A 26,278-nucleotide genomic window follows, 5' to 3' on the forward strand; every position below is an offset into this window, starting at 1 on the left:
GGGGGAAGGTCCGGTGACGGGTGACGTGGCCGGAGCGGGATCGGAAACGGGATACGGGAACGGTTGACGACGTGAGCACCCAGGACACCCAGGACACCCAGGACACTCAGGACACCCGGCTCGACGCCGGCACCTACGACGTACTGCGGGCCCGGATGTCCGCCGCCGCCACCGAACTGGCGGCCCGCGCGCAGACGCTCAACGCCCGCCGCATCGAGACCTTCGGCGGCAGTGAACTCGCCCTGCTCGCCACCGAACGGGTCCGCACCGGGCGCGAGAGCGTCCCGCGCGACATCGTCCAGGTCGGCGGCGTCCTGCTGGCCGGCTACAACCCGCGCGGCACCGGCGCCTCCGGCACCGAGAACACCGCCATCGGCGACGTCTTCGGGCTGCACCGGCTCAGCGCCGGCGGGGCGGACGACGGCCACTTCCTCCCCGCCCCGCCCGACGCCGTCCCCGGGCTGCTCGACGACCCCGCCTTCCAGCGCGACTTCGAGAGCCTCTACCGCTACTTCCGGCAGGCCCAGCTGCTGCGGCTGCGGCTCACCGGCGGCCTGCTGCTGGCCGTCTTCCGCACCGGCGACCGGCTCAGCGACATCCGCGTGCTGCGCTGGCGCATCCACCCCGACGGCACCCCGCAGTACCTGGACGCCAAGGGCGAGCGCGACCACGTCTTCCCCGAGCCCTACGACTTCGGCTGGACCGACACCGGGCGCGAGCAGCACATCCTGGGCACGCACCCGCACGTGAGCATCGAGGGCGCGCTGTACGTCGCCACCGTCGGCGGCCGGCTCACCCTCAAGACCGAAAACGACACCGACAGCGCGGACGGCATCCACCACGAGCCGGTGGACGAACCGCTCCAGTCCCTCGCCGACGCCGAGATCGCCTACGCCCGCGTCGGCCCGCTGATCCTGCTGCGCGTCCTGCCGTACAACGAGAGCACCCACCGCTACCTCGTCTTCAACACCCGCACCCAGGACGTGGTCCGCCTCGACGGCATCGGACAGGCCTGCCGCACGCTCCCCGACGACCAGGGCATCATCTTCCCCGGCGGCTACTACCTCGCCGCCGCCCCGCCCGGTGCCGCCGCCCGTACCTTCGAGGCCACCGACACCGCCGGGCTCGCCTACGAGAAGGCCATCCGCTCACCCAACGGCGAGGACGTGCTGTACGTCTTCCACGCCCCCGCCACCGGCCACACCCTCCTGCTGCCCTACAACCTCATCCGCAAGGAAGTCGCCAACCCGCTCCCCTCGCACGGCTTCGCGCTGTTCGACGACGGCACCCTGGCCATCAGCCGCGCCGGGAACGACGGCGAACCGGCCCTCGTCCACCCCGTGCAGGTGTGGCGCAGCCCCTTCACCTCCGACGCGTACGCCGCCGCCGCACCCCCGGTGGGCGAAGGACCGCTGACCCGGATCGGCAACGCGGAGCTGGTGCGCGGCATCTCCGACGCCCTCACCGTGGCCCGGCTGGCGAGCGAACTCGCCCCCGGCACCGCCGTGTTCGAGGCGATCACCGCCGCCTGCGACCGGCTGACCGACCAGTACCACTGGCTGGGCCTCGACGGCCTCGCCGGTCTCGACGAGCCCACCGCCACCCTGCGGGCCACCGCCGAACAGGTCATCGACGAGTACCAGCGCGTCCAGGAGCAGCGGGCGCGGGCGGCGAAGGAACTGGCCGAGGCCGGCGAGCACGCCGAACGGCTGATCCGGCGGGCGCGCGGCGAAGCCCCCAAGGGCGCGGCCGAGTGGGTCACCGTGCTCACCGAACTGCGCCGCGCCCAGGGCCACACCGAGTCGCTGCGCGAGGTGCGGCACATCGACCTGGACGCGCTGGCCGCGATCGGCGAGCGCCTCGGGGAGTCGCTGGCGGCCACCGGACGGCGCGCGGTCGCCTTCCTCTCCCGCGAGGACGCGTTCGACGACACCCGGGCCGCGATCGCCGAACTGACGGAGCGGGCGGCGGCGGTGGACAGCGTCGCCATCGCCGACCCGCTGCTGGAGGAGATCGGCGAACACGCGGACGGCCTGCGCATCGTCACCGACGTCATCGGCGGCCTGGACATCGCGGACGCCACCGTGCGCACCGGGCTGCTGGAGCGCATCGGCGAGGTGATGGGCGCCGTCAACCGGGCCCGCGCGGTGCTGGACGGGCGGCGCCGGGAACTGCTGGAGCGCGAAGGGCGGGCCGAGTTCGCCGCCGAGTACGCGCTGCTGGGCCAGGCCGTCTCTGGCGCCCTGGCCGCCTCCCGCACCCCCGAGGAGTGCGACGAGCAACTGGGCAGGCTGCTGCTCCAGCTGGAGAACCTGGAGTCACGGTTCGGCTCCTTCGACGACTTCCTCACCCAGCTGGCGGGGCAGCGCGAGGAGATCTACGAGACGTTCTCGGCGCGCAAGCAGGCCCAGCTGGACGAGCGGGCCCGGCACGCCGAGCGGCTCGCCTCCTCCGCGAACCGCATCCTGTCCACCGTCACCCGGCGCGCGACCGCGCTGCCCACGCTCGACGACATCAACGCCTACTTCGCCGCCGACCCGCTGGTGGAGCGGGTGCGCGCGACCGCAGGCGAGCTGCGTGAGATCGGTGAGACCGTCCGGGCCGAGGAGCTGACCGGCCGGCTGAAGGCCATCCGGCAGGAGGCGGGGCGGGCGCTGCGCGACCGCGCCGACCTGTTCGGCGCGGACGGCACGGTGCGGCTCGGCCGGCACAGCTTCGGCGTCAACACCCAGCCCATCGACCTGACGCTGGTGCCGCAGGACGGCGCCCTGTCGTTCGCGGTGACCGGCACCGACTACCGGGCACCGGTCACCGACCCGGAGTTCGCCGCCACCCAGGACTTCTGGGACCAGCCGCTGGCCTCGGAGTCCCCGGCCGTGTACCGCGCGGAGCACCTGGCGGCCACGGTGCTGTCCCAGGGCGCGGCGGGCGAGAGCGAGGCCGAGTTGCTGCCGCAGGTGCGCCGCACCGCGGAAGCGGCCTACGACGAGGGGTACGACCGCGGCGTCCACGACCAGGACGCGGCCCGCATCCTGGCCGTGCTGCTGCGGCTGCGCGACCACGCCGACCTGCTGCGCTACGGGCCCGAGGTGCGCGCCGCCGCCCAGCTGTTCTGGGCGTACGGGGCCACCGACGCCAACCGGCGGGCGTGGACCACCCGCGCCCAGTCGCTGGGCCGGGCGCGCACCGCCTTCGGGCAGGTCGCGGCCGTCGAGCGGCTCGCGGCCGAACTGACCGCCGCCATCGAGGCCTTCCGCGTCGAGCACGCCCTGCCGCAGGCACCGGGCGGGGACGCCGGCGGCTACCTCTTCGAGGAACTGGCGCTGGCCACCGGCCACACCCCGCGCTTCGCCACCAGCGCCGCGGCCCGCACCCTGCTGGAGGACTTCCGTACGGCACTGGGCACCGCGGGCACCAAGGAGTTCGCGCAGGACGTCGTCTCGCTCGGCGACGACCTGGCGGCCCGGCACCAGCTGGTGACCGCGTGGCTGACGGCGTTCACCGAGTCGACCGGCCGCGAGGCGACCGACCTCGCCGAGGCGGCCGTGCTCGAACTGTGCGGCGAGGACGTGGAACACCGCGCCATCGACGCCCCGCTCACCGCCCGGGTGGACGGCCTCCTCGGCGCGCACCCGCGCGTGGCCTCCGGCGAACTGCCGCTGCGGCTGGATGAGTTCCTGTCCCGTACGACGGAGTTCAGGACACACCGGGTGCCCGCCCACCGGCAGTACATCCGGCGCCGCAACGCGCTGCTGGACGCCGAACGGCGGCGGCTGCGGCTGGACGCGTACCGCCCGCAGGTGATGTCGGCGTTCGTGCGCAACCGGCTGCTGGACGAGGTGTATCTGCCGCTGATCGGCGACAACCTCGCCAAACAGCTGGGCACGGCGGGCGAGGAGCGGCGCACCGACAGCCAGGGCCTGCTCCTGCTGCTCTCGCCGCCCGGGTACGGCAAGACGACGCTGATGGAGTACGTGGCGGCCCGGCTCGGCCTGGTGTTCGTGAAGGTGGACGGCCCCGCGCTGGGCCACGACACCACCTCCCTGGACCCGGCGGCGGCTCCCGACGCGGCGGCCCGGCGCGAGGTGGAGAAGCTCAACTTCGGCCTGGAGATGGGCAACAACGTCTTCCTCTACCTCGACGACATCCAGCACACCTCGCCGGAGCTGCTCCAGCGGTTCATCCCGCTGTGCGACGCGCAGCGCCGCATCGACGGCGTGCGGGTCGGGGACGGCGAGGCCGTCACGTACGACCTGCGCGGCAAGCGCTTCGCGGTGTGCATGGCGGGCAACCCGTTCACCGAGTCCGGGACCCGCTTCCGGGTACCGGACATGCTGGCCAACCGCGCGGACGTGTGGAACCTCGGTGATGTGCTCTCCGGCCGGGACGAGTTGTTCGCGCTCAGCCACATCGAGAACGCGCTGACCGCCAACCCCGTGCTGGCCCCGCTGGCGGCACGCGAGCGCTCGGACGTGGACCTGCTGGTACGGCTGGCGCGCGGCGACGAGTCGGTGACGGCGGACCGCCTCGCGCACCCGTACGGGGCGGCCGACCTGGAGCAGATCCTGTCGGTGCTGCGGAAGCTGCTGTACGTGCAGCGCACGACGCTGGCGGTGAACGCGGCGTACATCGCCTCGGCGACGCAGGACGACGCGAGCCGCACGGAGCCGCCGTTCCGGCTCCAGGGCTCGTACCGCAACACCAACAAGCTGGCGGAGCGCATCGTCCCGGTGATGAACCAGGACGAGCTGGAGGCGCTGATCGATGACCACTACCTGGCGGAGGCGCAGACCCTGACCACGGGCGCCGAGGCCAACCTGCTGAAACTGGCGGAACTGCGCGGCCGGCTCGGCCCGGAGCAGCAGGCGCGGTGGGAGCGCATCAAGCTGGCCTACGCGGGGTGAGCGGTCGCTTCGCGTGTCCGGCTGCTACGCCCGTGTGACAGAACGCGGATATGCGCTACCTAGGGTGGATGTCAGTTCGATGTAAGGAAACAACGGGGAGTTTTACGTGTCACACCGCAAGAACCTCTGGCTGCGCGCCGCCGCTCCTGCCGCCGTCCTGGCGCTGACGCTGACCGCCTGTGGCAGCGACGACAGCGACAGCTCGGACGCCGGATCCGGATCGGACCAGGGCCAGGAGCAGGACACGGACCAGGACGAGGACCCGGCGGAGGACGACTCCGCCGGGGACGACGACGCGACGGAGGGCTCCGGTGGCAGCCTCGCCCTGGGCGAGACCGCCGGGCCGCTCCCGTACGAGTACAGCGAGGCCGCGGCCGAACTGGAAGTGACCGTCCAGAAGCTGGACATCGGCGACATCGCCGATGTCGAGGCGCTCGACATCTTCGACCCGGAGGACATCGAGGGCACCACGCCGATGTACCTGTACACCGACTACGCCCATGTCGGGGGCGAGACGCTGGAGTACGCGCGGCCCAGCCTGAAGCAGTCGGCGCGGCTGGCGACCGGCCAGTTCATGCCGGCGGTGATCATGATCGGCAGCATGGACATCCCCGGCGGCTGTCCGGCCGCCGAGGACCCCAGGACGTTCGCTGAGGGCGAGGTGTGGAACGACTGCAAGATGTACCTGGTGCCGGACGGCAGCGAGCTGACCGAGGTCACGTGGACCGCGGCCGATGACGCCGAGTACACCTGGGCGTTGAACTGATCCGCTGAGGATCCGAGCACGTCATGCGGTGGCCGCCGGCCTGCGGGCCGGCGGCCACCGTCCTGTGTCGGGCGCCCCAGATCGGGGCCCCATGTCAACCAAAGGTTGACACTCCACCACTGTCAACCTAAGGTTGACGCATGACTGACGCCGAACGCACTCAGATCACCCGCTCCGTGCGCCTCGACGACCTCATCGAGGCCATCAAGAAGACCCACAGCGACTCGCTGGAGCAGCTGACCAGCGCGGTCATCGCCGCCGACCACCTCGGCGACGTCGCCGACCACCTCATCGGCCACTTCGTCGACCAGGCCCGCCGCTCCGGCGCCTCCTGGACCGACATCGGCAAGAGCATGGGCGTCACCCGGCAGGCCGCCCAGAAGCGATTCGTCCCCAGCGAGGGCGCCGCCCAGGACTTCGGACAGTTCACCCCGCGCGCCAAGAACGTCGTCATGGCCGCCCAGAACGAGGCCCAGGCCGCCCGCAACACGATGATCACCCCCGAGCACCTGCTGCTCGGCCTGATCGCCGACCCCGACAGCCTGGCCGCCAAGCTCATCACCGGCCAGGACGTGCTGCTCGACGCCGTACGGCAGGACGCCACCGCCGCCCTGCCGCAGGCCACCGACGGCGAGGCGCCCTCGCTCGTCCCCTACGACGTACGGGCACGCAAGGCCCTGGAGCTGACGCTGCGCGAGGCGCTGCGCCTGGGCCACAACTATGTCGGCACCGAGCACATCCTGCTGGCCCTGCTGGAACTGGAGGACGGGAACGGGGTGTTGTCCGGGCTCGGCGTGCGCAAGGAACGGGCCGAGACCGAACTCGTCGAAGCACTCGCGGTGTTCCTGGAGCAGAAGCAGGGCTGAACGGCTCCTCGGGGCAGGGCGGCGGCCCACGCGGCCGGCGCGGTGAAATCCGCACCCCCCGCCCGCGCGCCGGATCCACCCCGCGCAGCAGCGCGGGGGCCGGGTGCCGCTCGCGTACGAACACGGCGTCCGCGCCGGTCGGTTCGTCGTCCACCCAGGCGAACGGCCGGCGCCCCGCGTACGCCGGCAGGGTGCGGGTCTTCCAGTGCAGCGGCGCGGCGCGCGGCGCCGCCAGGAACGGCACCGGCCCGAAGTGCACATGGGGCAGCGGCGGCAGGCCCAGCACCGTACCGATGAAGGAATTCGCCTCGTCCTGCCAGGTGGTGCCCCACACCAGCTCGTACGCGCCCGCCAGGCGCAGCAACTCCTCGCCGTGCGCGGGGTTGAGCCGGACGAGCAGGGACTGCCCCGGGTAGCGGGCGGTCCAACTGGGCGGGTCCATCCGATGGGAGCCGTACCCGGGCAGGTCTGTTCCTGAGTGGTCCGCCGACATCGGGGAAGGGCACCGGACGCGTGTCCACGCGGGGGACCGTAGCAGCGGGGGGCGGCGCGTGGAAGAGTTGCCCGCTCCCGGGGGGTGTCACAGCCTGAGGTCATGACAGGGCAGGAGGGCGGTCTGGACCGCCGGAGCTTCCTGGGCGCGTGCGCGGCGGCCGGGGCCGGGATGACGGGCGCCTGCTCCCTGTGGGGCGGCCAGGGCCCCGACCCGGCGGGCGAGGCGGCCCAGACCGGCGACCCCGGCTGGCGGATCACCGACACCGGGGCCGATGACGCCATTGAGGGGTACGCCGATCGGGTGAGTGTGGATCCGGGCGAGGAGTTCGGCCTGTACGTCTCCACCCCGGCGCCCGCGTACCGGGTCTCGGCCTACCGGATCGGCTGGTACGGCGGGGCGCAGGCCCGCCGCGTGTGGCGCTCCGAGCCGCAGCCGGGCGCGGTGCAGCGGGCCCCGTCGTTCTTCCCTGACACCGGCACCGTACGGGCCGACTGGGAACGCGGCCTCTCCGTGTCCACCGAGGAGTGGCCCGAGGGCGCCTACCTGCTGCGGCTCGACGCGGAGGGCGGGGACGGCGGACAGCGGTACGTGCCGCTGGTGGTGCGTTCGCGGGAGGCGGCCGGCCGCACGGTCCTGCTGCACGCGCCGGCGACCTGGCAGGCGTACAACCGCTGGGGCGGGTACAGCCTGTACGAGGGCAAGGACGGCGGGGACCGCACCCGCGCCCTGGTGGTGAGCTTCGACCGGCCCTACGACAAGGACGGGGCCGAGAAGTTCCTGGCGTACGAGCGGGCCGCGGTGGTGCTCGCGGAACAGCTCGGCCTGCCCCTGGCGTACACCACCGGGAACGATGTGGACCGCGACCCCGAGGTGTTGAAGGACGCGGCGTCCGTGGTGATCCTGGGCCACGATGAATACATGACCCCGGCCCAGCGCGACCACCTGACACGGGCGCGCGACGCGGGCACGAACCTCGCGATCCTCGGGGCGAACACCTGCTTCCGCCGCATCCGCCTGGACCCGACACCGCTGGAGCCGAAGCACACGGGCGAGCGCAGAATCGTCGCCTGCTACAAGTCGGCCGCCGCCCGGGACCCCCACCACGGCCACCAGGACGCCCTGGTCACCACCGACTTCCGCGCGGCCCCGGGCGCCGACCCCGAATCGTCCCTGACGGGCGTGCTGTACGAGGGCTATCCGGTGGACGCCCCGTACGTCGTGCACCGCCCCGAACACTGGGCCTTCGAGGGGACCGGAGTGCGGGCCGGCGACTCCTTCGACCACCTGGTGGGAGTCGAGTACGACCGGGTGACCCCGGCGGCGCCCACCCCCGAGGGCATCGAGATCGTGGCGCACTCGCCCCTGGTGTGCAACGGGACGGCCAGCCACCACGATTCGGCGTACTACACCGTCGACAGCGGCGCCGGGGTCTTCGCCGTCGGCACGATGCGCTGGGTGGAAGCCCTGATGGCGGGGACGGACGAGAACGGCGGCAACCACGGAATGGACGCGCGGACGGGGGAGTTCGTGACGAAGGTGACGGAGAACATCCTCCGCACCTTCGCCAACGGCCCGGCCGCCCATACCCACCCGGCGCACGGCAACGTCCCCGAGGTGTACGGCGACCGGACCTGACTCCCGTGGGCCCTACCGCACGATGGCCTGTACCTCGCTCACCGTGATCTCATGCGTCGTCTCGAACACCCCCGACGGCAGCGAGGCCCCACTGCCGTCCGACCCCTCCCAGGAGATCTCCCAGGTGAGCGAGGCCGTCAGCCCGTAGGAACCGGTGGCGTGCGTGGCCCGCAGATAGGTCACCCCACACGGCGGCTCCTCCCCGGACCGCCCCCGGCTGTACGGCTCCCCGATACTCCCGTCGCCGCCGACGGCGCACTCACCGGACGCCGGATGCAGGCGAGCATCGGACGTGCCCGGCTCGATGGTGAGCGTGGTGGGCGTCGCGGTGGTGGTGGCCCACAGCCCGTAGTCATCGAGAGACGCGGTGACGGACACCGGCTCGAAGGCCGCCTGATCGAGCCACACCCAGGTCGCGAGATTGACGGTCTGATCGCCGTCCGGATTCAGCTCGATGTCGGTGTCGGGAACGCGGACGCGCTCATAGGCGAGCTCGGCGAGGGTGGAGATGTTCACCACGCCGGGAAGGTCCGGGGGCGGATCGCCGAACTCCACGAAGAAGGTGCGGTATTCGCAGGCCAGCTGATCCTCGATGGGGTAGGCGTCATTCCTGACCACCTGCCAAAACATTCCCTCCCCCTGCTTTTCAATGTTGTAGTTCGGATACTCTCCCTTCTCGCCATAAGATTCCTCGAGATTCTCCCGGAGCAGGTCCTTGTCATCCTGTGGCCAGCCAGAACTGTAGAACTCGCGGGAAAGTTCGGCCCAATAGGCCTGATACTCCTCCGGCGTGTAGACGGGGGCGTAGTAGCAGGCGGGCGGTGTCCAGGTGCTCTGGGTACTGGTGAGTCCTCCGCTCCCATCAGTACCGTTCCCGCTGAAGGAAATGCGCGCCTGTCCTGCGCCTGCGCTGGCCTCCAGGTGCGTACCAGCGCCGTCCGTCGTGGTGCCCCCGTCGACATCGTCCCGACCCGCATGCGCTGTGCCCGGGAACAACAGGATGGCGATGACGGCGATTCCCGCGGGCCACCGGATATTTCTCGTCACTGGCACTCTTGATCCTCCCTGGAGAGGTCGTACTCGACGGTCTGCCAGACGCCCTCGGTGCTGAGTTCCATGCGAGCGACATAGAGAGTGGGTTTGGCGTCGGGGTCAGCCTCTTTGGTGATCTCTCCGGTTTCGAAGTCCGTGTCGTAAACCTGGCTGAAGTCCCGGCAAAATGAAATCGTCGCTACACCTTCCTCGACCAGCTTCACGTCTCGATTGAAATAGTGGGAGGTTCCTCCCGACGACTCTCCCGACTCAACCATGGCGTCCAGCACTCTGAAGGTCGCCGTGCGAGCTGGGCCCGAGATGTAAAAGCTCAGAGCGGGGCGCTCATAGTCGTGATGGATGATTGCCTCGTCAACCGCGTCGTTGAACCCCTGATTAGCCCGGAGAACGGCGTCCACGACGGGATCTCCCGTGTAGTCGTCCTCATAGGTGTTCTCGTAGTCATCCCCGAAGTCGATCTCCGGATGATCAACCCCGCCCCCTGGCTCCTCTTCGGCCGATTCCTCCGGCTCGTCCTCGGGCCCACCCGGCTCCTCGGTCGTCTCGTCGACCCCCGGAATGTCGTCGCTGGCGTCGCCGTTGTCGCTTCCGCCGCAGGCGGTCAGCAGCAGGGCGGTGGCCGCGGAAGCGGCGATCAGGGCGGTCCTGGTCCGGCGGCGGGTCACGGCGGCTCCGTATCGGCGGGGTTTGAGTGCTTTGAACCCTCACCCTACGAACTCGTGCCTGCACCGTGCGACCCCGGTCCCGGAGGTGTTACCAACCCGTGGTCCGGTCCCCCACCATGACACCCGTCCCGCCCTGCGCCGCGCGCCCCTCAGCGGGTGTAGTGCCGGATGCTGCTCAGTACCGACTCGATGACGTCCGGGTCGACTTCGCCGTCGTGGCCGGTGTCGGCCACCAGACCCCATCCCACCAGGTCGGAGTTGGGGCTGAGGTAGGAGACGGCGATGGACATGCCGTCGGTGACGGGGCAGTCGCGCTCGGGGATGCCGTCGGGGACATCGGTGATGGTCGCCCGGACGATGTGGCCGGTGATGCCGTGTTCCGTCTCGAACGGTTCGGGTTCACCGACGTCGAAGGAAGCCGACCTGGTCTGGTCGTAGTTGGCCCACAGCAGGTTGCCGGCGATGATCTCGGCGGCGTCCGCCGTGTCCGTCGCGCCCTGCGCGCCCCGGGTGCCCGCGACCAGCCGGTGGCCCGGTTTGCCGCACTCCGTGTCGATGACCGCAGAGACGTCGGTGAGGCTGAACGCGTAGTCGGGGACGTCGGGGTCCTCGGGCTCCCAGGTCTCCCAGCGGAAACTGGAGTCGCGCGATGGCCCCCGCCAGTCGGGGGGCACGTCGAACGCCGTGTGCCACCGGTCGCTGAGCACCACCTGCCAGTCGTCGGCGACGACGGGAAGAGGCTCCTCGGACTCCTCGACCGGCCGTCGTGGGTCCTGCGCGGAGGGCGTCCGCGGCGTCTGCTCGTCCTCGGCCGCCGCCGCTCCGCCGTCTCCGTCCTCACCGCTGTCGCGGGTGAGCACCACACCGACGGTCACGGCCAGGGCGGCCACGACCACCCCGGCGACCCCGAGCAGCGCCGCCTTGCGGCCCTTGCCCGGCGGTGGCGGCACCGGCGCGGGTGCGCCCGGCCAGCCGTGGGGCATGGTGGGCTGCTGATACGGGTTCTGTGTCCGGTATGGGTCCTGGCCTCCGTGAGCCCCCCACCCGGAATCCTGTGCTGATCCCATGAGAGGAACTCTAGCGAGCCGGTGCGGGGCGGCCACCGGCGCCGGGGTCCCGCGTCCACGACGCGGTGAAGGCGGGGCGGGCCGAACGATCCGGAGGTCACCGACTGTCCGCAGGTACCGGTTCGGCGGTGCGGGCGCAGGACTTCGCCCGGCGCCCACCCAACGGTGCGCTCGTGGGCGGGTATTGCGCCGGACACCGCGCGAGCGCGTCACGGGGTTCCCGTAGGCACCGATGTCACCTGGCATGAGCGCCGAAACAGGTCGGTGCTCGCTTCCCGCGTCCTTCGAAGGGAACGGGAAGCGGCCGGTTGCTTTCGGCAGCGGGTGGCGATGCGTGAAGCCGATCAGTCCCCGTACGGGCGGATGCTGCTCACGATCAGCTCAATCGTCTCTGCCGATACCTCGTGTTCATGACCGGTATCGGCCACCAGACCCCAGGAGACGATATCGGCGGAGGAGGTGATGAAGGAGACACCGATCGCACGCCCTTCGGTCGAGGCGCATGCACCTTCCCCGTGCTCGGGGGCGCCGGAAGAGGTCGAGTAGGCGATGTGTCCGTTGACGCCGTGCTCGTTCTCGAAGGGCTCGGCCTCCGTGGTGGTGAGGTCGCCCTCCAGGGCTTGGTCGTACAGTGCCCAGGCCAGATTGCTGGAGACGGATCGTGCCGCTTCCTCCGTACCGCTGACGCCCTGAATGTAGCGGGTGCCGACATAGGCGATCCTTCTGCCGTCGCACGCCGTCACGGCCCGACTGGCGGGATCCCGCAGGGTGTAGGCCCACTCGGAGCCGTGTTCCTCGGGGTCGTCCGCCGGCCAGAAGGTGTTGCTGCCCTCCTCGTGGACCTTCCACTCGGGGGGTACGTCGTAGGCCATCCCGCCCCGAGGGCTCAGGACGACCTGCCAGTCGTCCGCGACCACCGGCGCCTCCGGATCACGTGCCGGAACGCGGGGATCCGCGGGACCGCCGGGCTGCCAGGGTTCGGTGGTGGCGCCGTCGGTGACGCTGTCCTGTGCGGAGCCGTTGTGCCACCGGCCCCGTTCGCCGCTGATCACCAAGTACGCGACGAGTGCTATGCCCACGATCAGACCGAGGATGGCCAGCACCAACAGCGGCTCGCCGCGCCGTGGAGCCTTCCCCGTCGGCGGGGGCGGACCGTGCGGAGGGGGCGGCGCTGACGGCGAGTGGTATCCCGGCCACGGTCCCGACGGGCTGTCGCGCTGTGTCATGCTCGCGATCGTAACCAGTGAGGGAAGGGCGGTTCCCCGGTGGCCCGTCACTCGTTCTCACGGCGACGTCGGGCTCGCTGTGGGAACGGACCACAGAGATTGCCGCTTCTCAGTCGCCCGTCCAGCTCTCAGATGACGGCCCGTCGCAAAATCTGTGCGGCTGGACGGAGGGACACCGACACGGAGCACCGGCAGGTCGGCGCCGTCAGCGGGTGCGCTTGGCCGCCCTGAACGCCGCGTAGCCGATCAGTGCGGCCGTGATCGGGAGGGCCAGCCAGCCGAGACCGACGATCAGCCCGGCTTGGTCGTGGGTCTGGTCGAGTGCGCAGTAGAAGCCTTCGTCACACAGGTAGGGGCCCGGGTAGCGGCGCGGTGGCACAGCGGCGATCAGTACCGACAGCGCCGCAACCGTGACGGCGACGCCGGCCAGCACGAGTGGAAGCGTCCCCCAAGTGGGCAGACGTCGCCTGTGTGTCCAGGCCCAGACAGCACCGCCGACGCCCAGCGACACCAGAGCACCCGCAACGATCAGAAACAGCCGCGGACCGCCCGGCCACTCGTGAGCCAGATCGCTGTACGCGTCCTCGTACCGGAGAGAGAGCGTGAGCACGGTGAAGAGCACGGCCAGGCCGGCGCCGATGAGAGCCTCGGGAATCAACGCCGCCCAGCGGCCTGCCGGGTCCGATGCGAAGAGGTAGGCGAGAACGAGCGAAGCCAGCCAGGAGGCGACACCCAGGCTGACGAGCCCCCAGACCCAGCTGCCGGGTTCGTGCGACTCCAGCCAGCAGCTGAGCTCTTCGCAGCCCCGTGGATTGCGAGCGCGCGTGGGCAAGGCACCGATCAGGAAGACCGTGCTGAGCACCGCCGCAGTGCCGCCGATGGCGGTGATCGCGTGGCGGATGGCCGGATGCAGGCGCAGTTGCCAGGGCGCCCTGTCCGGCCAGATATGGAAGAGCCACGCGGCGACCGAGATGAACATCCCGAGCGCTCCGGCCAGCCCAAGACAGATGAGGAAGGCGGCCGGGCCGCCGGGCCATCCTTGAGCCAAGGCGAACAATTCATCGCGCAGGGCGATGAACAGCAGGATGGCCGCCACGATGCCGACGGCCATGACGACCGTCAGGATCCGAGCGATGCGGTTTTCTTGTGCTTTATCCATGGATACCCAGGATCAGGGCCGCGAGGGGGACCAGTATGAACAGCGCCTCGCCGCACCGGAGGGCCGACCGTACCCACCGCGATCGGTAGGGACGGCGCCGGTCGTCGGCCTCCAGCACGTGACCTGCCCCAACTCGACGGAGCGCCATCCGATCCGTCCGGCCGCGCGGTCGGACGCCGGAGACAACGACGGACGACAGGGGGCACCGGTGCAGGTCATCACTATCGGCGACTGCGCTTCTTCACTTTGACCGTTGCGTAGCCGAGCAGCACACCGGTGACCCCGATGGCCAGCCAGCCCGTGCCCACGGTCAGTCCGGCGTTGCTGTGGGATTGGTCGAGGAGACAGTAGAACCCCTCGTCGCACAGCACCGGGCCCGGGTAGTCCCGTGGGGGTGCCGTGGCGAAGAGGACGGAGAGCGACGCCGTGGTGAGCGCGAGACCCAGCGCCATGATCGGCACCGCTCCCGCACGGGTCAGCCGGGCCTTGCGGTTGGCGGCCCAGACCGCGGTTCCGATGCCCAGGACGACAGCGGCTCCGGCACACGGCAGAAAGACCTTGGGGCCCCCGGGCCACTTCTCCGCCAGGGTGAAGTACGCGTTGTCGAACAGGATGGCCGACGCCACCATCGTGATGATCAGCGAAAGGAACAGCAGCGCCCCGCACATCCTGATCATCAGGTCGACCCGTTCGCGGGGGCTGTCACCGCCGAGGTTGCCCGCGAGGACGAATGCCCCGGCGAGCAGGGCGACCAGTGCGACGGCCAGTCCGGTGACGGCCGCGCCGGAGAACGGCAGGGACAGGAGAGTGACGGCGCTCAGGAAGCCGGCCGTGACCATGATCCAGTGTGTCGGCCGTGCGCCGACCCGCAACCTCGGGCCCACGCGATGCGGCCACTTCCCTGCCACGCCGAAGAACACCGCGACCAGCACTCCCAGAGCGCTGAGGAATCCGAGCGTGACGGCGAACCCCGTCGGGCCGCCGGGCCAGCTCCCGGCGGTGGCGCGAAGGTTGTCCGTCACCGCCAGCACCAGGCCCGCAGCGCCGAGGAACCCCACGAGGACAGTGACGGTGACAACCCAGGGGGACGGGGCTGGGACCGAGGTGGCTTTGGGCATGGATCCTCTGTCGATCGCCGGATCGGATGGGTTCAGTCCGGAGGTGTGGCCTGATGGGCGAACCTCAGCGTCTGCAGCATCTCATCCGTCCATTCCTCGATCACGTCGCTGATCCCGGTATCGAGCCAGAGGGCGGTCACCGACACCAGATCGGTCTGTCCCGGAGGGCGCACTCCATAAATGAGGCTGTTCAGCACAGGACGACCGCCGAACCAGTTCGTCTTCTCACCGAGGTAGTTCTGCCGGATCCGGACGGCCGGACCGAAGGGAAGGTCCATGTTCTGGATGTCGGGCTCGCCCAGTTCCCGGGTGACGCAGAGGTCCGTGAACAGTTCGAGCGACGGATCCGGGCCATCCTCATCCGGGTAGATGATCATGAGCTCCAGGCTGACATCCGAGCTGGCGAGCCCCGGCGGGATGCAGAAGAACGCCGCAGTGAGGTTTCTGTTCTGCAACCCCGCGGCCCGCCCGCGCAGTTCCTTGGCGATGCCTTTGACAGTTCCTTTGAAGGTCCCCGCCACCAGGGGATCCGCCGTCATGGCGTCCTGGACGATCCGTTCCGCGTGCTGAAGGGCCCAGGATTCGAGATCCGCACCGGGGTCGACCGGCACTTGGAACCAGGGCTCCGGGTACTGAAGGGTCACATCCGGCAGCGTCCTCATGCATATCCTCCTTGCCAGGCGAACGATGTGGCAACGGCGTCGAAGAGCCTCACCATGGCCTCGGCGATGGCCTCCAGCGGCGTGGAGAACGACAGCAACAGGAACGCCTCGCTGTGCGGGATCGGCAGGTAGTAGTCCACCGCTGCGCTCGAGAGGACCTCACCCGACGTCTCGTCCCGGCCCATCTCCGCGCTGCTGCGGGCGCGTACGGCAGGACCGCACGGCAGCTCCACCACAGTCGCCTTCGCCCCGTCGGTGCTCGCGTGCTGGATGTCCGCTGCCACTGACTCCAAGTCGCCGGCATCGGGGCCGGAGCCGATGAAGGTGATGACCAGCGAGGCGGAGACGGGGATCGGACCGACCTTCATCAGACTCAGGTACATCTCGACGCCGCCGTTGGCGATGGCCTTGTCGGCTTGATCCAGCAACTCGTCGCGGACCCGTTTCTTCACGTGGGGAGCGTCGTCCACGCCCTTGAACTGCCGCTCGACGAGCGCGTCGACGGAACGGATGCACCGCTCGGGTTCGAGGGGGATGCGGTACCAGTCCTCGGGGAGCAGCAGACGGTAGTCGTCCGGCGCACCCGTTTGCGCCTCCTGTGGTTGCTGCGAGGTTGTCACAGTTTGCTCCCCACCCATCCCGTCACATCACCCATCACATCCATGAACGCTTCCTGCCCCTTGATACCGGCATACGTGCCGGCTGCCGTACCGGACATGGTGGCGGTGACCCAGGAGATCGACTGGGAATTGAAGTTCTGAATCGCGCCCCGCACCGCGGGATTCGCAAGGACATCCGGCCCCATGTGGGCAAGAGTGTTGGTGAGGCCCCGGATTTCCGCGTTGGGAGCCCAGCTCAGCGCACGCGGGATGCTGGAGGGCATGGGAATGGAGGGGAACATGCGTGACGGCATGTTTCTGATGGCCTGACCCAGAGCGGCTCCACTGGGGGAGTTGATGCCCGCGTTCTGCATCCACTGCCGCACATTGCCCGACCGCCGGGCGACACCGGTGAAGGCCCGGCGCGCGGTGCCGAGCGCCCCCTGCGCCGCGGGCCTGAGGCCCCTGGCCGCGACCGAGCCGACGCCGAAGGTCACCAGACCGATGGCGTCGAGGGTCAGGTCCAGCCAGCTCCCCTCGCCATGAGCCAACTTGATGGCGTTGTTGGCGAAGGAGATGGCCGTCAACCCGAAGGCAACCCACCCCAGGACCGCCAGAAGGGCTCCTCCGGTGATGAAGACGCCGACGATGAGGGCGATGACACCGAGGACCGCCGCGACGACGCCGGCGACCGCCGCGACCTTGTCGAGGTAGTAGCGGAACTTGTCCCAGCCGCTGTCCTTCATCCCGTCGTTGTTGATGACCTCGCGGATGGCTCCGGCGGCGGCGTCGGCCGCGGTGTCGCGGATCTGCTTGGCGGTCGAGATCAGGGTCCGGGCGGTACTCAGTGTGCCCTCCGCCGCCTCCTGCTTGTCCTCCAGCCGCGTCTTGTCGGGGTCATCGTCCTCGACGTCGTCGTCCAGCGCGTCAAGGGCATTGGTGGCCGTTCGCAGGTCCTGGTCGGCTTCCTCGGCCTCCGACAGGGCCCGGTCCGCCTTCAGCTGGGCGCGGTGCAGTTCGGAGGCGTACTCGGTGTGGTCGTCGTAGTCCTCGCCGAAGTCCTTGACGTCGGTGCCCAGCGCCTTGGCCGCGGTGTCGTAGCGGTCGAACGCCTTGCGCAGCCGTTCGCTGGTGCCGTCGGCCTTGTCCTTGAACTCGGCGGCCGTGGGCGTGTTCCAGTTGTCGACGCTGGCCAGCGCCTCGATCTCACTCGCCTGCTGCTGGATGGCGTCCGCCATCTGCCGCAGTTCCCGGCCGAGGGTCGCGACCTCCTCCGGATCGCCGGGGACCGGGTCGCTGGACTCCCCGACGAGTGACCAGTCGCCCCCCGCGGATGACCTGCTCACGATGCCCCCTCACGCGCCGCGTCGTTGTCCCTGAGCGCCTGTGCCAGTTCGCGGTCGATGCCCTCGTACATCTCGGCGGCGCCGGCCACGATGTCGCCCAGTGCCTTCAGTTCGTCGGTGAGCTTGCCGCGCCGGATGCTCCAGTTGTCCTCGAAGTCGTCGAACGCGTCGAGCAGCGTGGTGGCGCCCAGTTCTGACTTGCCATAACCCTCGGCAGGGTTGGCCGAGTTGGCGAAGGTGTCGTGAATCCCCAGAATCGCGTCCGCGCACTCGCGGATACGTTCGAGATCGGCCCGCATCTGGTCAGTGTTACCGCCCATGCCGGCGGTCCCCCTTATGGAACATGTCGTGAGGTGGAGAGTGGACAACGATGGCCCGCTGGGGGGCGGCACGCCGGAAAACCGGTGCGCCGCCCCCCAGCGGGAGGTGAGACGGTCGGGCGGCTCCGCCGCCCCGCAGGGGTCAGCTGCCGCTGACCGCCGCCGCGAAGTCGATGTCCTGGCCCTCGAAGCCGTCGGCGGCCATGATCAGGAAGTTGCCCAGGCCACCCATGCTCTCCAGTAGCTGCGTGACGTTGGTGGTGAACTCCTCGTACACCTCGTCGAACGCCTCGGACGCCTGCGGCGTGTTGAACCCCTCTGAAGTCAGGTCGTTGACCTGGGACTTCAGCTCTCCCAGCTCTCGCTCGAAGCGCTCCTGCTCCGCCTGCAGATGCGCGCCGAAGTCCCGCATGTCATCGGGTGTGAGAGCAAGCTTGTCGGTGGCCACAGCAGGCCCCTTTCCTCGGTGTGCGGCACCGTCCCCGGCGACCGCGAAGAACGGTCAATGTGGTGGCCGAGCGGCCCCCGTGTTCCGCACCTCAGGGTACGTCGGTACGCCGCGCGGGCACATGGCTTGATGCCGTCGTGGTACATGGCTGTGACAATCGTTGGGCCGGCCCATGACAAGGTGGTCGCAGACGGTCCGGAACTCGCCGCCGAGGCGCGTGGGCCAGTCGGCTAAGTTGGCCGACATCACGAGCGAATCCCCCACCATTCGGAGAGTGAGCAGTGCGGCTGTCCCTGACCGTCGTCGATCCGGTAGCGGGCCATCGAGTGGACGGCGTGCTCGACGCCGACCCTCAGATCGCCGTGGCCGATCTTGTTCCCGAGTTCCTGGGGCTGCTCGGCGCTCACGCGCAACAGCCCGCGGATGTCACGGTGTTCGTCGACGGCGCGCCGGTGGACCCCGCCCTGTCGCTGGAGCGGTCGCCGCTGCGTGAGGGCGTCGTGGTGAGCCTGCGCGATCCGGCGGGCTGCCCGCCGTTGGAGCCGACGGGGATCGCGGAGCTGCGTGTGGTCGGTGGCCCCGCCGCGGGCGCGGTACACCGCCTGGGCGTGGGACGGATCGATATCGGCCAGGGAGCCGTACCCATACGTGTCAACGATCCCGAACTCGCCGGACGGGCCCTGACGCTGCGCATCATGGCGGACGGCACGGCCTCCGTTCAGGCCCACGACACGGCCATCACCATCGACGGGGTGGCCCCCAAGGACCCGGGAGCACGGCACGACTGGCCGCTGGGTGCCCAGATCGCGGTGGGTAACTCGCTGCTGGAACTGACCCCGTACTTCCCCCCGGACGCCGCGCTGAAGGTGTCCGACGACGGTGTCGGTCTGGACTACAACCGCCCGCCCCGGCTGCATCCCCCGGAGCAGCCGGACCATTTCCGGCTGCCGAAGAAGCCCGCCGATCCGGAGCCCCGGCCACTGCCGTGGATCACCGCGTTCGTCCCCCTGGTCGGCTCCGTGATGCTGGCCATCATCCGGGACCGCTGGATCTTCCTGCTGCTCGCGGTGCTGACCCCGATCATGCTGTTCGGCAACTACTGCTACCAAAAGAAGCGTGGCGGTAAGAAGCACGCGGAGACGGTCAGGGAGTACAAGGAGACCAAGGAGCGGATCGAGCGGGACGCTCAGGCGGCGTTGATCGCCGAGCGGTACATCCGCCGGCACATCGCCCCTGATCCGGCCACTGTCCTGTCCGCGGCCACCGGCCCCCGTACCCGCTTGTGGGAGCGACGTCGCACGGATGAGGACCATCTGCTGCTGCGGGTGGGTACGGCTGAGCTCGATTCCGCTGTGGTCCTGACCGATCCCGAACAGGACGAGCACCGCCGCGAGGTCACCTGGCGGATCGCGGACGCCCCCGTCACCATTCCGCTGGCCGAGCACGGCGTCGTCGGTTTCGCCGCCCCCGGGGACATGGCCCGTGCCATGGGGCGCTGGGCGGTGGGGCAGTTGGCCGTTCTGCACAGTCCGCTCGATGTGCAGTTCTATGTCCTGACGGATTCAGGTGGACAGTCGAGCTGGGAATGGCTGCGCTGGCTGCCGCACTCCAGGCCGACCGCGGACCAGGACGCCCACGTGCTGATCGGCAACGACGCCGAGACGGTGGGGGCCCGGCTTGCCGAGCTGAGCTCCTTGCTGGAAGGCCGGCTCTCCGCGAGCCGCAAGACCCGCGGCAAGGGGTCCTTCGGCGACCCCGACATCGTGATCGTCTTCGACGGTTCACGCCGGCTGCGCTCGCTTCCCGGGGTGATCCGTCTCCTCAAGGAGGGCCCGGGCGTCTCCATGTACTCCCTGTGTCTCGACGACGAGGAACGCTTTCTGCCCGGCGAGTGCCAGGCGGTGGCGGTGGCCGAGCCGCGCGACACCGGAGCGGGTCACGCCGCGTGGGAGTTCCAGCCCGGCTACCAGCTCCAGGCGTACCAGCAGTTCCAGCGCTACGGACAGCCCCCCGCCGTCGCCGGCCAGCCCCCGGGCGCCGGGTTCGGAGTGCCGGGGGCGCCGGGCGGGCCGCCCGCCTGGCCGGGTGCGGGACAGACCTCGCAGCCTGCTGCCACCTCCTTCGACCGGCTCCGGGTGGAACAGGCCAAGAAACCCAGGATCCGGGGAGTGCGCCCCGATCTGGTGGCGCCGGAGTGGACGGATCTGCTGGGACGTTCGCTGTCCCCGCTGCGGGACATCAGTGCGGAGGCGGAGGACGCCGGCCTCCCGGCGGCCAGCCGGCTGCTCGATGTGCTGCGGATGGAGCCGCCCACGGCCGGCTCCGTCATGGCCCGCTGGCAAGCGGGGGGCCAGTCCACCGTCGCGGTGCTGGGCGAGTCGTACGACGGCCCGTTCGCCATCGATCTGCGGCGGGACGGACCGCACGGACTGATCGCCGGTACCACCGGCTCCGGCAAGTCCGAGCTGCTGCAGACGATCGTCGCCTCACTGGCGGTGGCCAACACCCCAGAGAACATGACCTTCGTCCTGGTGGACTACAAGGGTGGCGCCGCGTTCAAGGACTGTGTGCAACTGCCGCACACCGTGGGCATGGTGACCGACCTGGACAACCATCTGGTGGAGCGGGCCCTGCGGTCGCTGGGAGCCGAGCTGACCCGCCGGGAACACATCCTGGCGGAGGTGGGCGCCAAGGACATCGAGGACTACCAGGATCTGTGCCGGCGCGAGCCCGGTCGTCACCGGCCGATGCCCCGGCTGCTGATCGTGATCGACGAGTTCGCCTCGATGGTCCGCGAACTGCCGGACTTCGTGAAGGGCCTGGTCAATATCGCTCAGCGAGGGCGTTCGCTCGGTATCCACCTGCTGCTCGCCACTCAGCGTCCCTCCGGTGTGATCTCGCCGGAGATCCGCGCCAACACCAACCTGCGGATCGCGCTGCGGGTGACGGACCCCGCGGAGTCCACCGACGTCATCGACGCGCCCGACGCCAGCATGATCGCCAAGAACACCCCGGGCCGCGCTTACGTGCGACTCGGCCATGCCTCGCTGGTCCCCTTCCAGTCCGGCCGTGTCGGTGGCCGGCGTCCCGGCGCCGCGGACCCCGCGATCGCCCGGCCCTGGTCCACGGATCTGCTGTGGCCGGGCCTCGGCCGCCCCCAGCAGAAGCGCCCTGCGGGTGGCGGTCGGGCGCCGGAGGACGTCAACACCGATCTGCGGGTGCTCGTGGAGACCGTGATCGACGCCAACCAGCGGCTCGGGCTCCCGCCGCAGCACAGCCCGTGGCTGCCACCGCTGCCCGACCGGGTTCTGCTGAGCGAACTGCCCCGGGCCGAGGCGTCCGGACCGCTCGCCGCGGTCCCGTACGCCATCGAGGACCTGCCGGAACAGCAGAGCCGCCGCGCGCTCGCCATCGACTTCAAGACCTTCGGTCATCTGCTGGTGGCGGGTGCGCCCCGGATGGGCCGCTCCCAGCTGCTGCGTACCATCGCGGGCTCCATCGCGCTGACGCACTCCAGCGAGGACGTCCATCTGTACGGATTCGACTGCGGCAACGGCGCGCTGAACGTTCTGACCAAGCTGCCGCACTGCGGCGCGGTGGTGGCGCGCAGTCAGGTCGACCGGGCGAAGCGCCTGCTCAAGAGGCTGGAGGAGGAGGTCCTGCGGCGCCAGGAACTGCTCTCCCAGGACGCCCTGGCGGACATCACCGAGCAGCGGCAGGCCGCGGCCGACGGGGAGCGGCTGCCGCACATCGTGGTGCTGCTGGACCGTTGGGAGGGCTGGACGGCGACCCTGGGGGAGATCGATCTGGGTGCCCTGACGGATCAGCTGCAGTTCATCATGCGGGAGGGCGCCAGCGTCGGGATCCACGCGGTCATCACGGGGGATCAGCGGCTGATGGCCGGGCGGATCAGTGGTCTGAGCGAGGACAAGTTCGTCTTCCGGATGGCGGATCGCACCGACTACGCGGCGGCTGGGCTCAACGCGCGGAAGCTTCCGGAGAACATGCCGCAGGGGCGGATGTTCCGGGCGGTTTCGGCCGGGGAGAGCCAGGTCGCCGTGCTGAGCGAGGACTTGAGCGGTCAGGGTCAGGCCGCGGCGCTGACCGAGATCGCCGAGCACGTCACCCGGCGCGACGCGCAGGTCGCCCGTGCCCGGCGGCCCTTCCGGGTCGATGTGCTGCCGCAGCGGCTCACCTTCGACGCGGCCTGGGAGATGCGCGACCCGGCCGCGTCCGACGCTCCGCTGTGGGGCCTGGTCGGGGTGGGCGGCGACGAGTTGACCGCGTTCGGCCCGGATCTGGGCACCGGGGTCCGCAGTTTTGTCATCGCCGGGCCGGCCAAGTCCGGCCGCAGCACGGTGCTGCACCTGCTGGCGATGTCCCTGCTGCGCAAGGGAGTACGCGTGGTGGTTTCGGCGCCCCGGGAGTCGCCCATGCGTGATCTCGAGGGCCGGCCGGGCGTTCTGGCGGTGCTGACGGAGGCGGAGATGAGCGGGGCCGAACTGCGGGAGGTCATGGGGACGTCCTCGCGTGAGGAGCCGATCGTTCTGCTGATGGACGACGCGGAGGATCTGCGCCGCTGCAAGGCGGACGAGGAACTGCGGGCGATTGTCACGCGCGGCGGTGAGACGGGCCGGGCCGTGGTGGTCGCGGGCGACGCCGAGAGTGTGTGCGCCGGATTCACCGGCTGGCAGGCCGAGGCGAAGAAGGCCCGCAGGGGTGTGCTGTTGTCGCCGCAGTCGCACCGGCACGGCGATCTCATCGGGGCGAAGCTTTCCCGCAGTGTGGCCGTCGCGCAGCCCAAGCCGGGCCACGGGATTCTGCATCTCGGTGACGGTGTGCCGATGACGGTGCGGATTCCGGTGCCGTGAGCCGATCGCTGTCGCCGAGCTGTTGCCCAGGTGTGACGCCAGGAGCGTTGTTGCGCCTCCGGAGCTGCTGATAGCGTTTCGACGGCTTTGCTGGAGAAGTGAAGATTGCTTGTTTGCTCGGGGATTTCGATGGCGGGGATGATGGCATGAGAACTCAGGACCGGGCATCTGCGGCTGCGAAGAAGTCCATCGCCGCCGGGCCGGTGATGGGGGACCGGCTGCCCGCCCCGCCGCGTGAGCGCAAGCCGGCGCTCGCCGCCCTGGCCGCCCTGTTGGTGCTGGCGGGGGCGCTGGGCGCCACCATGCTGGTGATGCAGGCGGGGGACCGGATCGAGGCCGTCAGGATCACGGAACGGGTGCCCATGGGCGGCACCATTCCGGAATCCGCGATGACCTCGGTTCTCGTGGCTGATGATTCATCGGTCAACTATGTGCGCTGGGAACAGCGCGGCCAGCTGAAAGAAGAACTCCGGGCGGCCACCGATCTGGTGGGCGGCACTATTCTGATCGGCGAAATGCTGACCGGGGAAGAGACCCTGCCCGAGGACGAAGTCATTGTCGGAGTTTCCCTCCAGCCGGGGCAGTTCCCGGCCGGCCTGAAGGCGGGGGACACCGTCGCCGCCTACTGGGTGGGCCGCGAACGCAACAGCGGGGACGAGGAGAGCTCGACCCAGCAGACGGTCATCACCGAGGAGGCCCACGTGTCCGTCGTGCACGGCAGCGGGGACTCCATCGGCAACACCTCGCTGCCCGTGACCCTGCGGGTGGCCCGCGAGGACGCGGCGGCGCTGACCCGGGCGGCCTCCGCCGGCGAGGTCTCGCTCGTCATCATCGCCGCGAGCAACTGAGCCGAGCACATGACGAGGAGAAACTGAGCAGATGGCGCTGATCGCACTGGCCGCGGACAAGGGGGCCCCCGGGGTCACCACCACGGCTGTCGCGCTGGCCGCGCTGTGGCCGCGCCGTGTGCTGCTCGCCGAGGCCGACCCGGCCGGCGGGGATCTCGTCTACCGGTCGGTCGGCGCCAACGGCCGCCCGCTCGATCCGAGCACCGGGATACTCTCGCTCGCCGCCACCGCGCGCCGCGGGATCGCCGCCGAGCAGCTGTGGGACCACTCGCAGCGGGTCGCGGGCGGCCTGGACGTCATCATCGGCCTGGCCTCCTCCGACCAGTCCGGCGGTCTCACCGGCCAATGGGGCGCGCTGGGGCGGGCCTTCGCCGAACTGGCGCAGTCCCCGCACCAGGAGGCCGCCGCCGACGTGCTGGCGGACCTGGGCCGGCTCGACGCGCACTCCCCGGCGCAGGCGCTGCTGCCGCACGCCGCCCTGCTGCTCCTGGTCACCCGCGGGCAGCCCGAGAACCTCGCCCACGTACGGGACCGGGCCGCCGCCCTGCACAACAAGCTGCACGGGCAGCAGCGCGGCACCTCCCACCTGGGCCAGCCCCGGATCGGGGTGCTGCTGGTCGCCGAACCGCAGCACGGCGCCAAGATCGCCGCACAGGTCAACGAGATGCTCATCGCCTCGCAGAGCGGTGCCCGGGTCGTCGGGCTCATCGCCGAGGACACCGCCGGGGCCGAGCAACTGGCCGGCCGCAGGCGCGGACGGCTCGACAAGTCGCTCCTCGTCCGCTCCGCCCGCAAGGTCGTCACCGACGTGCACCAGACCTACGGCGCGGACCTCAACCCCGTCCGCCCGCCCGTGCCGCAGCAGCCGGGCGCACCGGCCGCCGCGTACGCGCCGCCGCCGTCCTACGGTCAGCCGGGGGCCGGCGCATGAGCGAGGTCAACCACCAGCTGGTGAAGCGGTTCCGGCAGGAGGCGGGCGACCGCCTCGCCGAGCAGCGGCGCATCGACCAGGCCAGCGGCGTACGGCCGATGACCGCCGAGGACGAACGGCACTACGCCCGCGCCGTCATCGCGCAGGTGCTGGAGGAGTACGCGCGGGCCGAGATCTCCGAGGGCCGGGCGCCGCTGGACGCCCAGTCCGAGGAGGACTACGCCTCCGCCGTGCACGCCGCGCTGTTCGGGGTGGGCCGGCTCCAGCCGCTGCTGGACGACGCCGACGTCGAGAACATCGACATCAACGGCTGCGACCAGGTCTTCATCGGCTACTCCGACGGGCGTGAGGTCCGCGGGGACCCGGTCGCCGAGAGCGACGAGGAACTCGTCGAACTCATCCAGATCCTGGGCGCCTACTCCGGTCTCAGCTCCCGGCCCTTCGACTCCGCCAACCCGCAGCTGGACCTGCGGCTGCCCGACGGGTCCCGGCTGTCCGCCGTCATGGACGTCACCCGGCGCCCCGCGCTGTCCATCCGGCGTGCCCGGCTCGGCAAGGTCTTCCTCGCCGACCTGGTCGGGAACGGCACCATCACCCCGGAGTTGGGCAGCTTCCTCGGCGCCGCCGTCCGGGCCCGCAAGAACATCATGATCGCCGGGTCCACCAACGCCGGGAAGACGACCCTGCTGCGCGCCCTGGCGAACGAGATCCCCGCCGAGGAACGCCTGATCACCGTCGAACGCGCCCTGGAGCTGGGGCTCGACCAGTTCCCCGAACTGCACCCCAACGTGGTCGCGTTCGAGGAACGACTGCCCAACTCCGAGGGCCAGGGCCTGATATCCATGGCCGAGCTGGTACGGCGGTCGCTGCGCATGAACCCCTCCCGGGTCATCGTCGGCGAGGTGCTCGGCGACGAGATCGTCACCATGCTCAACGCCATGTCCCAGGGCAACGACGGGTCGCTGTCGACCATCCACGCCAACTCCTCCGCCGAGGTGTTCAACCGCATCTCCACCTACGCGCTCCAGGCCAGTGAGCGGCTGCCCATCGAGGCCAGCCAGATGCTGATCGCCGGCGCCGTCAACTTCGTGGTGTTCATCGAACGCCGCAACACCTATGCCCAGGGCGGCAAACTCCACCGCGTCGTCTCCTCCATCCGCGAGGTCAACGGCGTGGACGGCCGGGTGCTCTCCAGCGAGGTGTTCGCCGAGGGCCCGGACGGGGTGCCGCGCGCGCACGCCGCGCTCTCGTGCGGTGACGAACTGGCCCTGCACGGCTACCGAGGAGCCTGGGGGTGA

General features: G+C 70.3%; 19 protein-coding genes. 8 read left to right on the top strand and 11 right to left on the bottom strand.

Annotation, left to right across the window (positions count from 1 at the left end; all coding sequences use genetic code 11):
* Positions 1-71: 71 nt before the first annotated feature.
* The 4 genes from H7827_RS20040 to H7827_RS20055 all read left to right on the top strand — a co-directional run bounded on the left by H7827_RS20040 (position 72) and on the right by H7827_RS20055 (position 8,667).
* The gene (locus tag H7827_RS20040; protein ID WP_432746794.1) at positions 72-4,904 is read left to right on the top strand and encodes a DNA repair ATPase; all 4,833 of its coding nucleotides are present in this window, start codon (positions 72-74) and stop codon (positions 4,902-4,904) included.
* A 106-nt stretch (positions 4,905-5,010) separates the two neighbouring features.
* Positions 5,011-5,670 carry a hypothetical protein gene (locus H7827_RS20045; protein WP_432746795.1) on the top strand — a complete coding sequence of 220 codons (660 nt, stop codon included), beginning with the start codon at positions 5,011-5,013 and terminating at the stop codon, positions 5,668-5,670.
* A gap of 140 nt (positions 5,671-5,810) precedes the next feature.
* Entirely contained in the window at positions 5,811-6,536 is a 726-nt protein-coding gene (locus H7827_RS20050; RefSeq protein ID WP_432746796.1) for a Clp protease N-terminal domain-containing protein, read from the top strand.
* 595 nt (positions 6,537-7,131) lie between these two features.
* On the top strand, positions 7,132-8,667 hold the full coding sequence (locus H7827_RS20055; RefSeq protein WP_432746797.1) for a N,N-dimethylformamidase beta subunit family domain-containing protein: 1,536 nt from the start codon (positions 7,132-7,134) through the stop codon (positions 8,665-8,667).
* 12 nt (positions 8,668-8,679) lie between these two features.
* Here H7827_RS20055 and H7827_RS20060 read toward each other — a convergent pair whose 3' ends face one another.
* From H7827_RS20060 to H7827_RS20110, 11 genes are all read right to left on the bottom strand, one after another.
* Complete coding sequence (locus H7827_RS20060; RefSeq protein WP_432746798.1) at positions 8,680-9,714, bottom strand: hypothetical protein; 1,035 nt, start codon at positions 9,712-9,714, stop codon at positions 8,680-8,682.
* Positions 9,711-10,385, bottom strand: a complete 675-nt coding sequence (locus H7827_RS20065) for a hypothetical protein (protein ID WP_432746799.1) — start codon at positions 10,383-10,385, stop codon at positions 9,711-9,713. The genes H7827_RS20060 and H7827_RS20065 overlap by 4 nt, the downstream gene beginning before the upstream one ends.
* A 149-nt stretch (positions 10,386-10,534) precedes the next feature.
* A complete protein-coding gene (locus H7827_RS20070) occupies positions 10,535-11,368 on the bottom strand; it encodes a hypothetical protein (RefSeq protein ID WP_432746800.1) in 834 nt (277 codons plus the stop codon).
* A 428-nt stretch (positions 11,369-11,796) separates the two neighbouring features.
* Positions 11,797-12,678 (bottom strand): hypothetical protein, encoded by an 882-nt coding sequence (locus H7827_RS20075; RefSeq protein WP_432746801.1) that lies wholly within the window; start codon positions 12,676-12,678, stop codon positions 11,797-11,799.
* 205 nt (positions 12,679-12,883) lie between these two features.
* On the bottom strand, positions 12,884-13,837 hold the full coding sequence (locus H7827_RS20080) for a hypothetical protein (protein ID WP_432746802.1): 954 nt from the start codon (positions 13,835-13,837) through the stop codon (positions 12,884-12,886).
* Between the two features lie 221 nt (positions 13,838-14,058).
* Entirely contained in the window at positions 14,059-14,895 is an 837-nt protein-coding gene (locus H7827_RS20085; protein ID WP_432746803.1) for a hypothetical protein, read from the bottom strand.
* A 92-nt stretch (positions 14,896-14,987) separates the two neighbouring features.
* Positions 14,988-15,617: a hypothetical protein gene (locus H7827_RS20090; RefSeq protein ID WP_200366962.1), complete on the bottom strand. Its 630-nt coding sequence runs from the start codon at positions 15,615-15,617 to the stop codon at positions 14,988-14,990.
* Positions 15,614-16,237: a hypothetical protein gene (locus H7827_RS20095; protein WP_432746804.1), complete on the bottom strand. Its 624-nt coding sequence runs from the start codon at positions 16,235-16,237 to the stop codon at positions 15,614-15,616. Before H7827_RS20095 ends, H7827_RS20090 begins: the two co-directional genes overlap by 4 nt.
* A complete protein-coding gene (locus H7827_RS20100; protein ID WP_432746805.1) occupies positions 16,234-17,562 on the bottom strand; it encodes a putative T7SS-secreted protein in 1,329 nt (442 codons plus the stop codon). The genes H7827_RS20095 and H7827_RS20100 overlap by 4 nt, the downstream gene beginning before the upstream one ends.
* A complete protein-coding gene (locus tag H7827_RS20105; RefSeq protein ID WP_030725283.1) occupies positions 17,559-17,882 on the bottom strand; it encodes a hypothetical protein in 324 nt (107 codons plus the stop codon). Before H7827_RS20105 ends, H7827_RS20100 begins: the two co-directional genes overlap by 4 nt.
* Before the next feature lie 142 nt (positions 17,883-18,024).
* A complete protein-coding gene (locus H7827_RS20110; RefSeq protein WP_432746806.1) occupies positions 18,025-18,330 on the bottom strand; it encodes a WXG100 family type VII secretion target in 306 nt (101 codons plus the stop codon).
* Between the two features lie 281 nt (positions 18,331-18,611).
* On the opposite strand from H7827_RS20110, the gene H7827_RS20115 reads away from it, so the two are divergent.
* The 4 genes from H7827_RS20115 to H7827_RS20130 all read left to right on the top strand — a co-directional run bounded on the left by H7827_RS20115 (position 18,612) and on the right by H7827_RS20130 (position 26,278).
* On the top strand, positions 18,612-23,201 hold the full coding sequence (locus H7827_RS20115) for an FtsK/SpoIIIE domain-containing protein (protein ID WP_432746807.1): 4,590 nt from the start codon (positions 18,612-18,614) through the stop codon (positions 23,199-23,201).
* A gap of 146 nt (positions 23,202-23,347) precedes the next feature.
* Positions 23,348-24,049, top strand: coding sequence for a hypothetical protein (locus tag H7827_RS20120; RefSeq protein WP_030725289.1), 702 nt, complete (start codon positions 23,348-23,350; stop codon positions 24,047-24,049).
* Between the two features lie 31 nt (positions 24,050-24,080).
* Complete coding sequence (locus tag H7827_RS20125) at positions 24,081-24,980, top strand: hypothetical protein (protein ID WP_200366970.1); 900 nt, start codon at positions 24,081-24,083, stop codon at positions 24,978-24,980.
* The gene (locus tag H7827_RS20130; protein WP_386539896.1) at positions 24,977-26,278 is read left to right on the top strand and encodes a CpaF family protein; all 1,302 of its coding nucleotides are present in this window, start codon (positions 24,977-24,979) and stop codon (positions 26,276-26,278) included. The genes H7827_RS20125 and H7827_RS20130 overlap by 4 nt, the downstream gene beginning before the upstream one ends.

Origin of the sequence: Streptomyces sp. JH002, from assembly GCF_050916115.1 — a bacterium.
Taxonomy (GTDB): domain Bacteria; phylum Actinomycetota; class Actinomycetes; order Streptomycetales; family Streptomycetaceae; genus Streptomyces; species Streptomyces xiamenensis.

Bases quoted from the DNA above. Each gene is read 5' to 3' on its own strand.
- H7827_RS20050 (WP_432746796.1), top strand. From the start codon at position 5,811: ATGACTGACGCCGAACGCACTCAGATCACCCGCTCCGTGCGCCTCGAC.
- H7827_RS20055 (WP_432746797.1), top strand. From the start codon at position 7,132: ATGACAGGGCAGGAGGGCGGTCTGGACCGCCGGAGCTTCCTGGGCGCG.
- H7827_RS20070 (WP_432746800.1), bottom strand. From the start codon at position 11,368: ATGCCCCACGGCTGGCCGGGCGCACCCGCGCCGGTGCCGCCACCGCCG.
- H7827_RS20075 (WP_432746801.1), bottom strand. From the start codon at position 12,678: ATGACACAGCGCGACAGCCCGTCGGGACCGTGGCCGGGATACCACTCG.
- H7827_RS20080 (WP_432746802.1), bottom strand. From the start codon at position 13,837: ATGGATAAAGCACAAGAAAACCGCATCGCTCGGATCCTGACGGTCGTC.
- H7827_RS20090 (WP_200366962.1), bottom strand. From the start codon at position 15,617: ATGAGGACGCTGCCGGATGTGACCCTTCAGTACCCGGAGCCCTGGTTC.
- H7827_RS20105 (WP_030725283.1), bottom strand. From the start codon at position 17,882: ATGGGCGGTAACACTGACCAGATGCGGGCCGATCTCGAACGTATCCGC.
- H7827_RS20120 (WP_030725289.1), top strand. From the start codon at position 23,348: ATGAGAACTCAGGACCGGGCATCTGCGGCTGCGAAGAAGTCCATCGCC.
- H7827_RS20125 (WP_200366970.1), top strand. From the start codon at position 24,081: ATGGCGCTGATCGCACTGGCCGCGGACAAGGGGGCCCCCGGGGTCACC.
- H7827_RS20130 (WP_386539896.1), top strand. From the start codon at position 24,977: ATGAGCGAGGTCAACCACCAGCTGGTGAAGCGGTTCCGGCAGGAGGCG.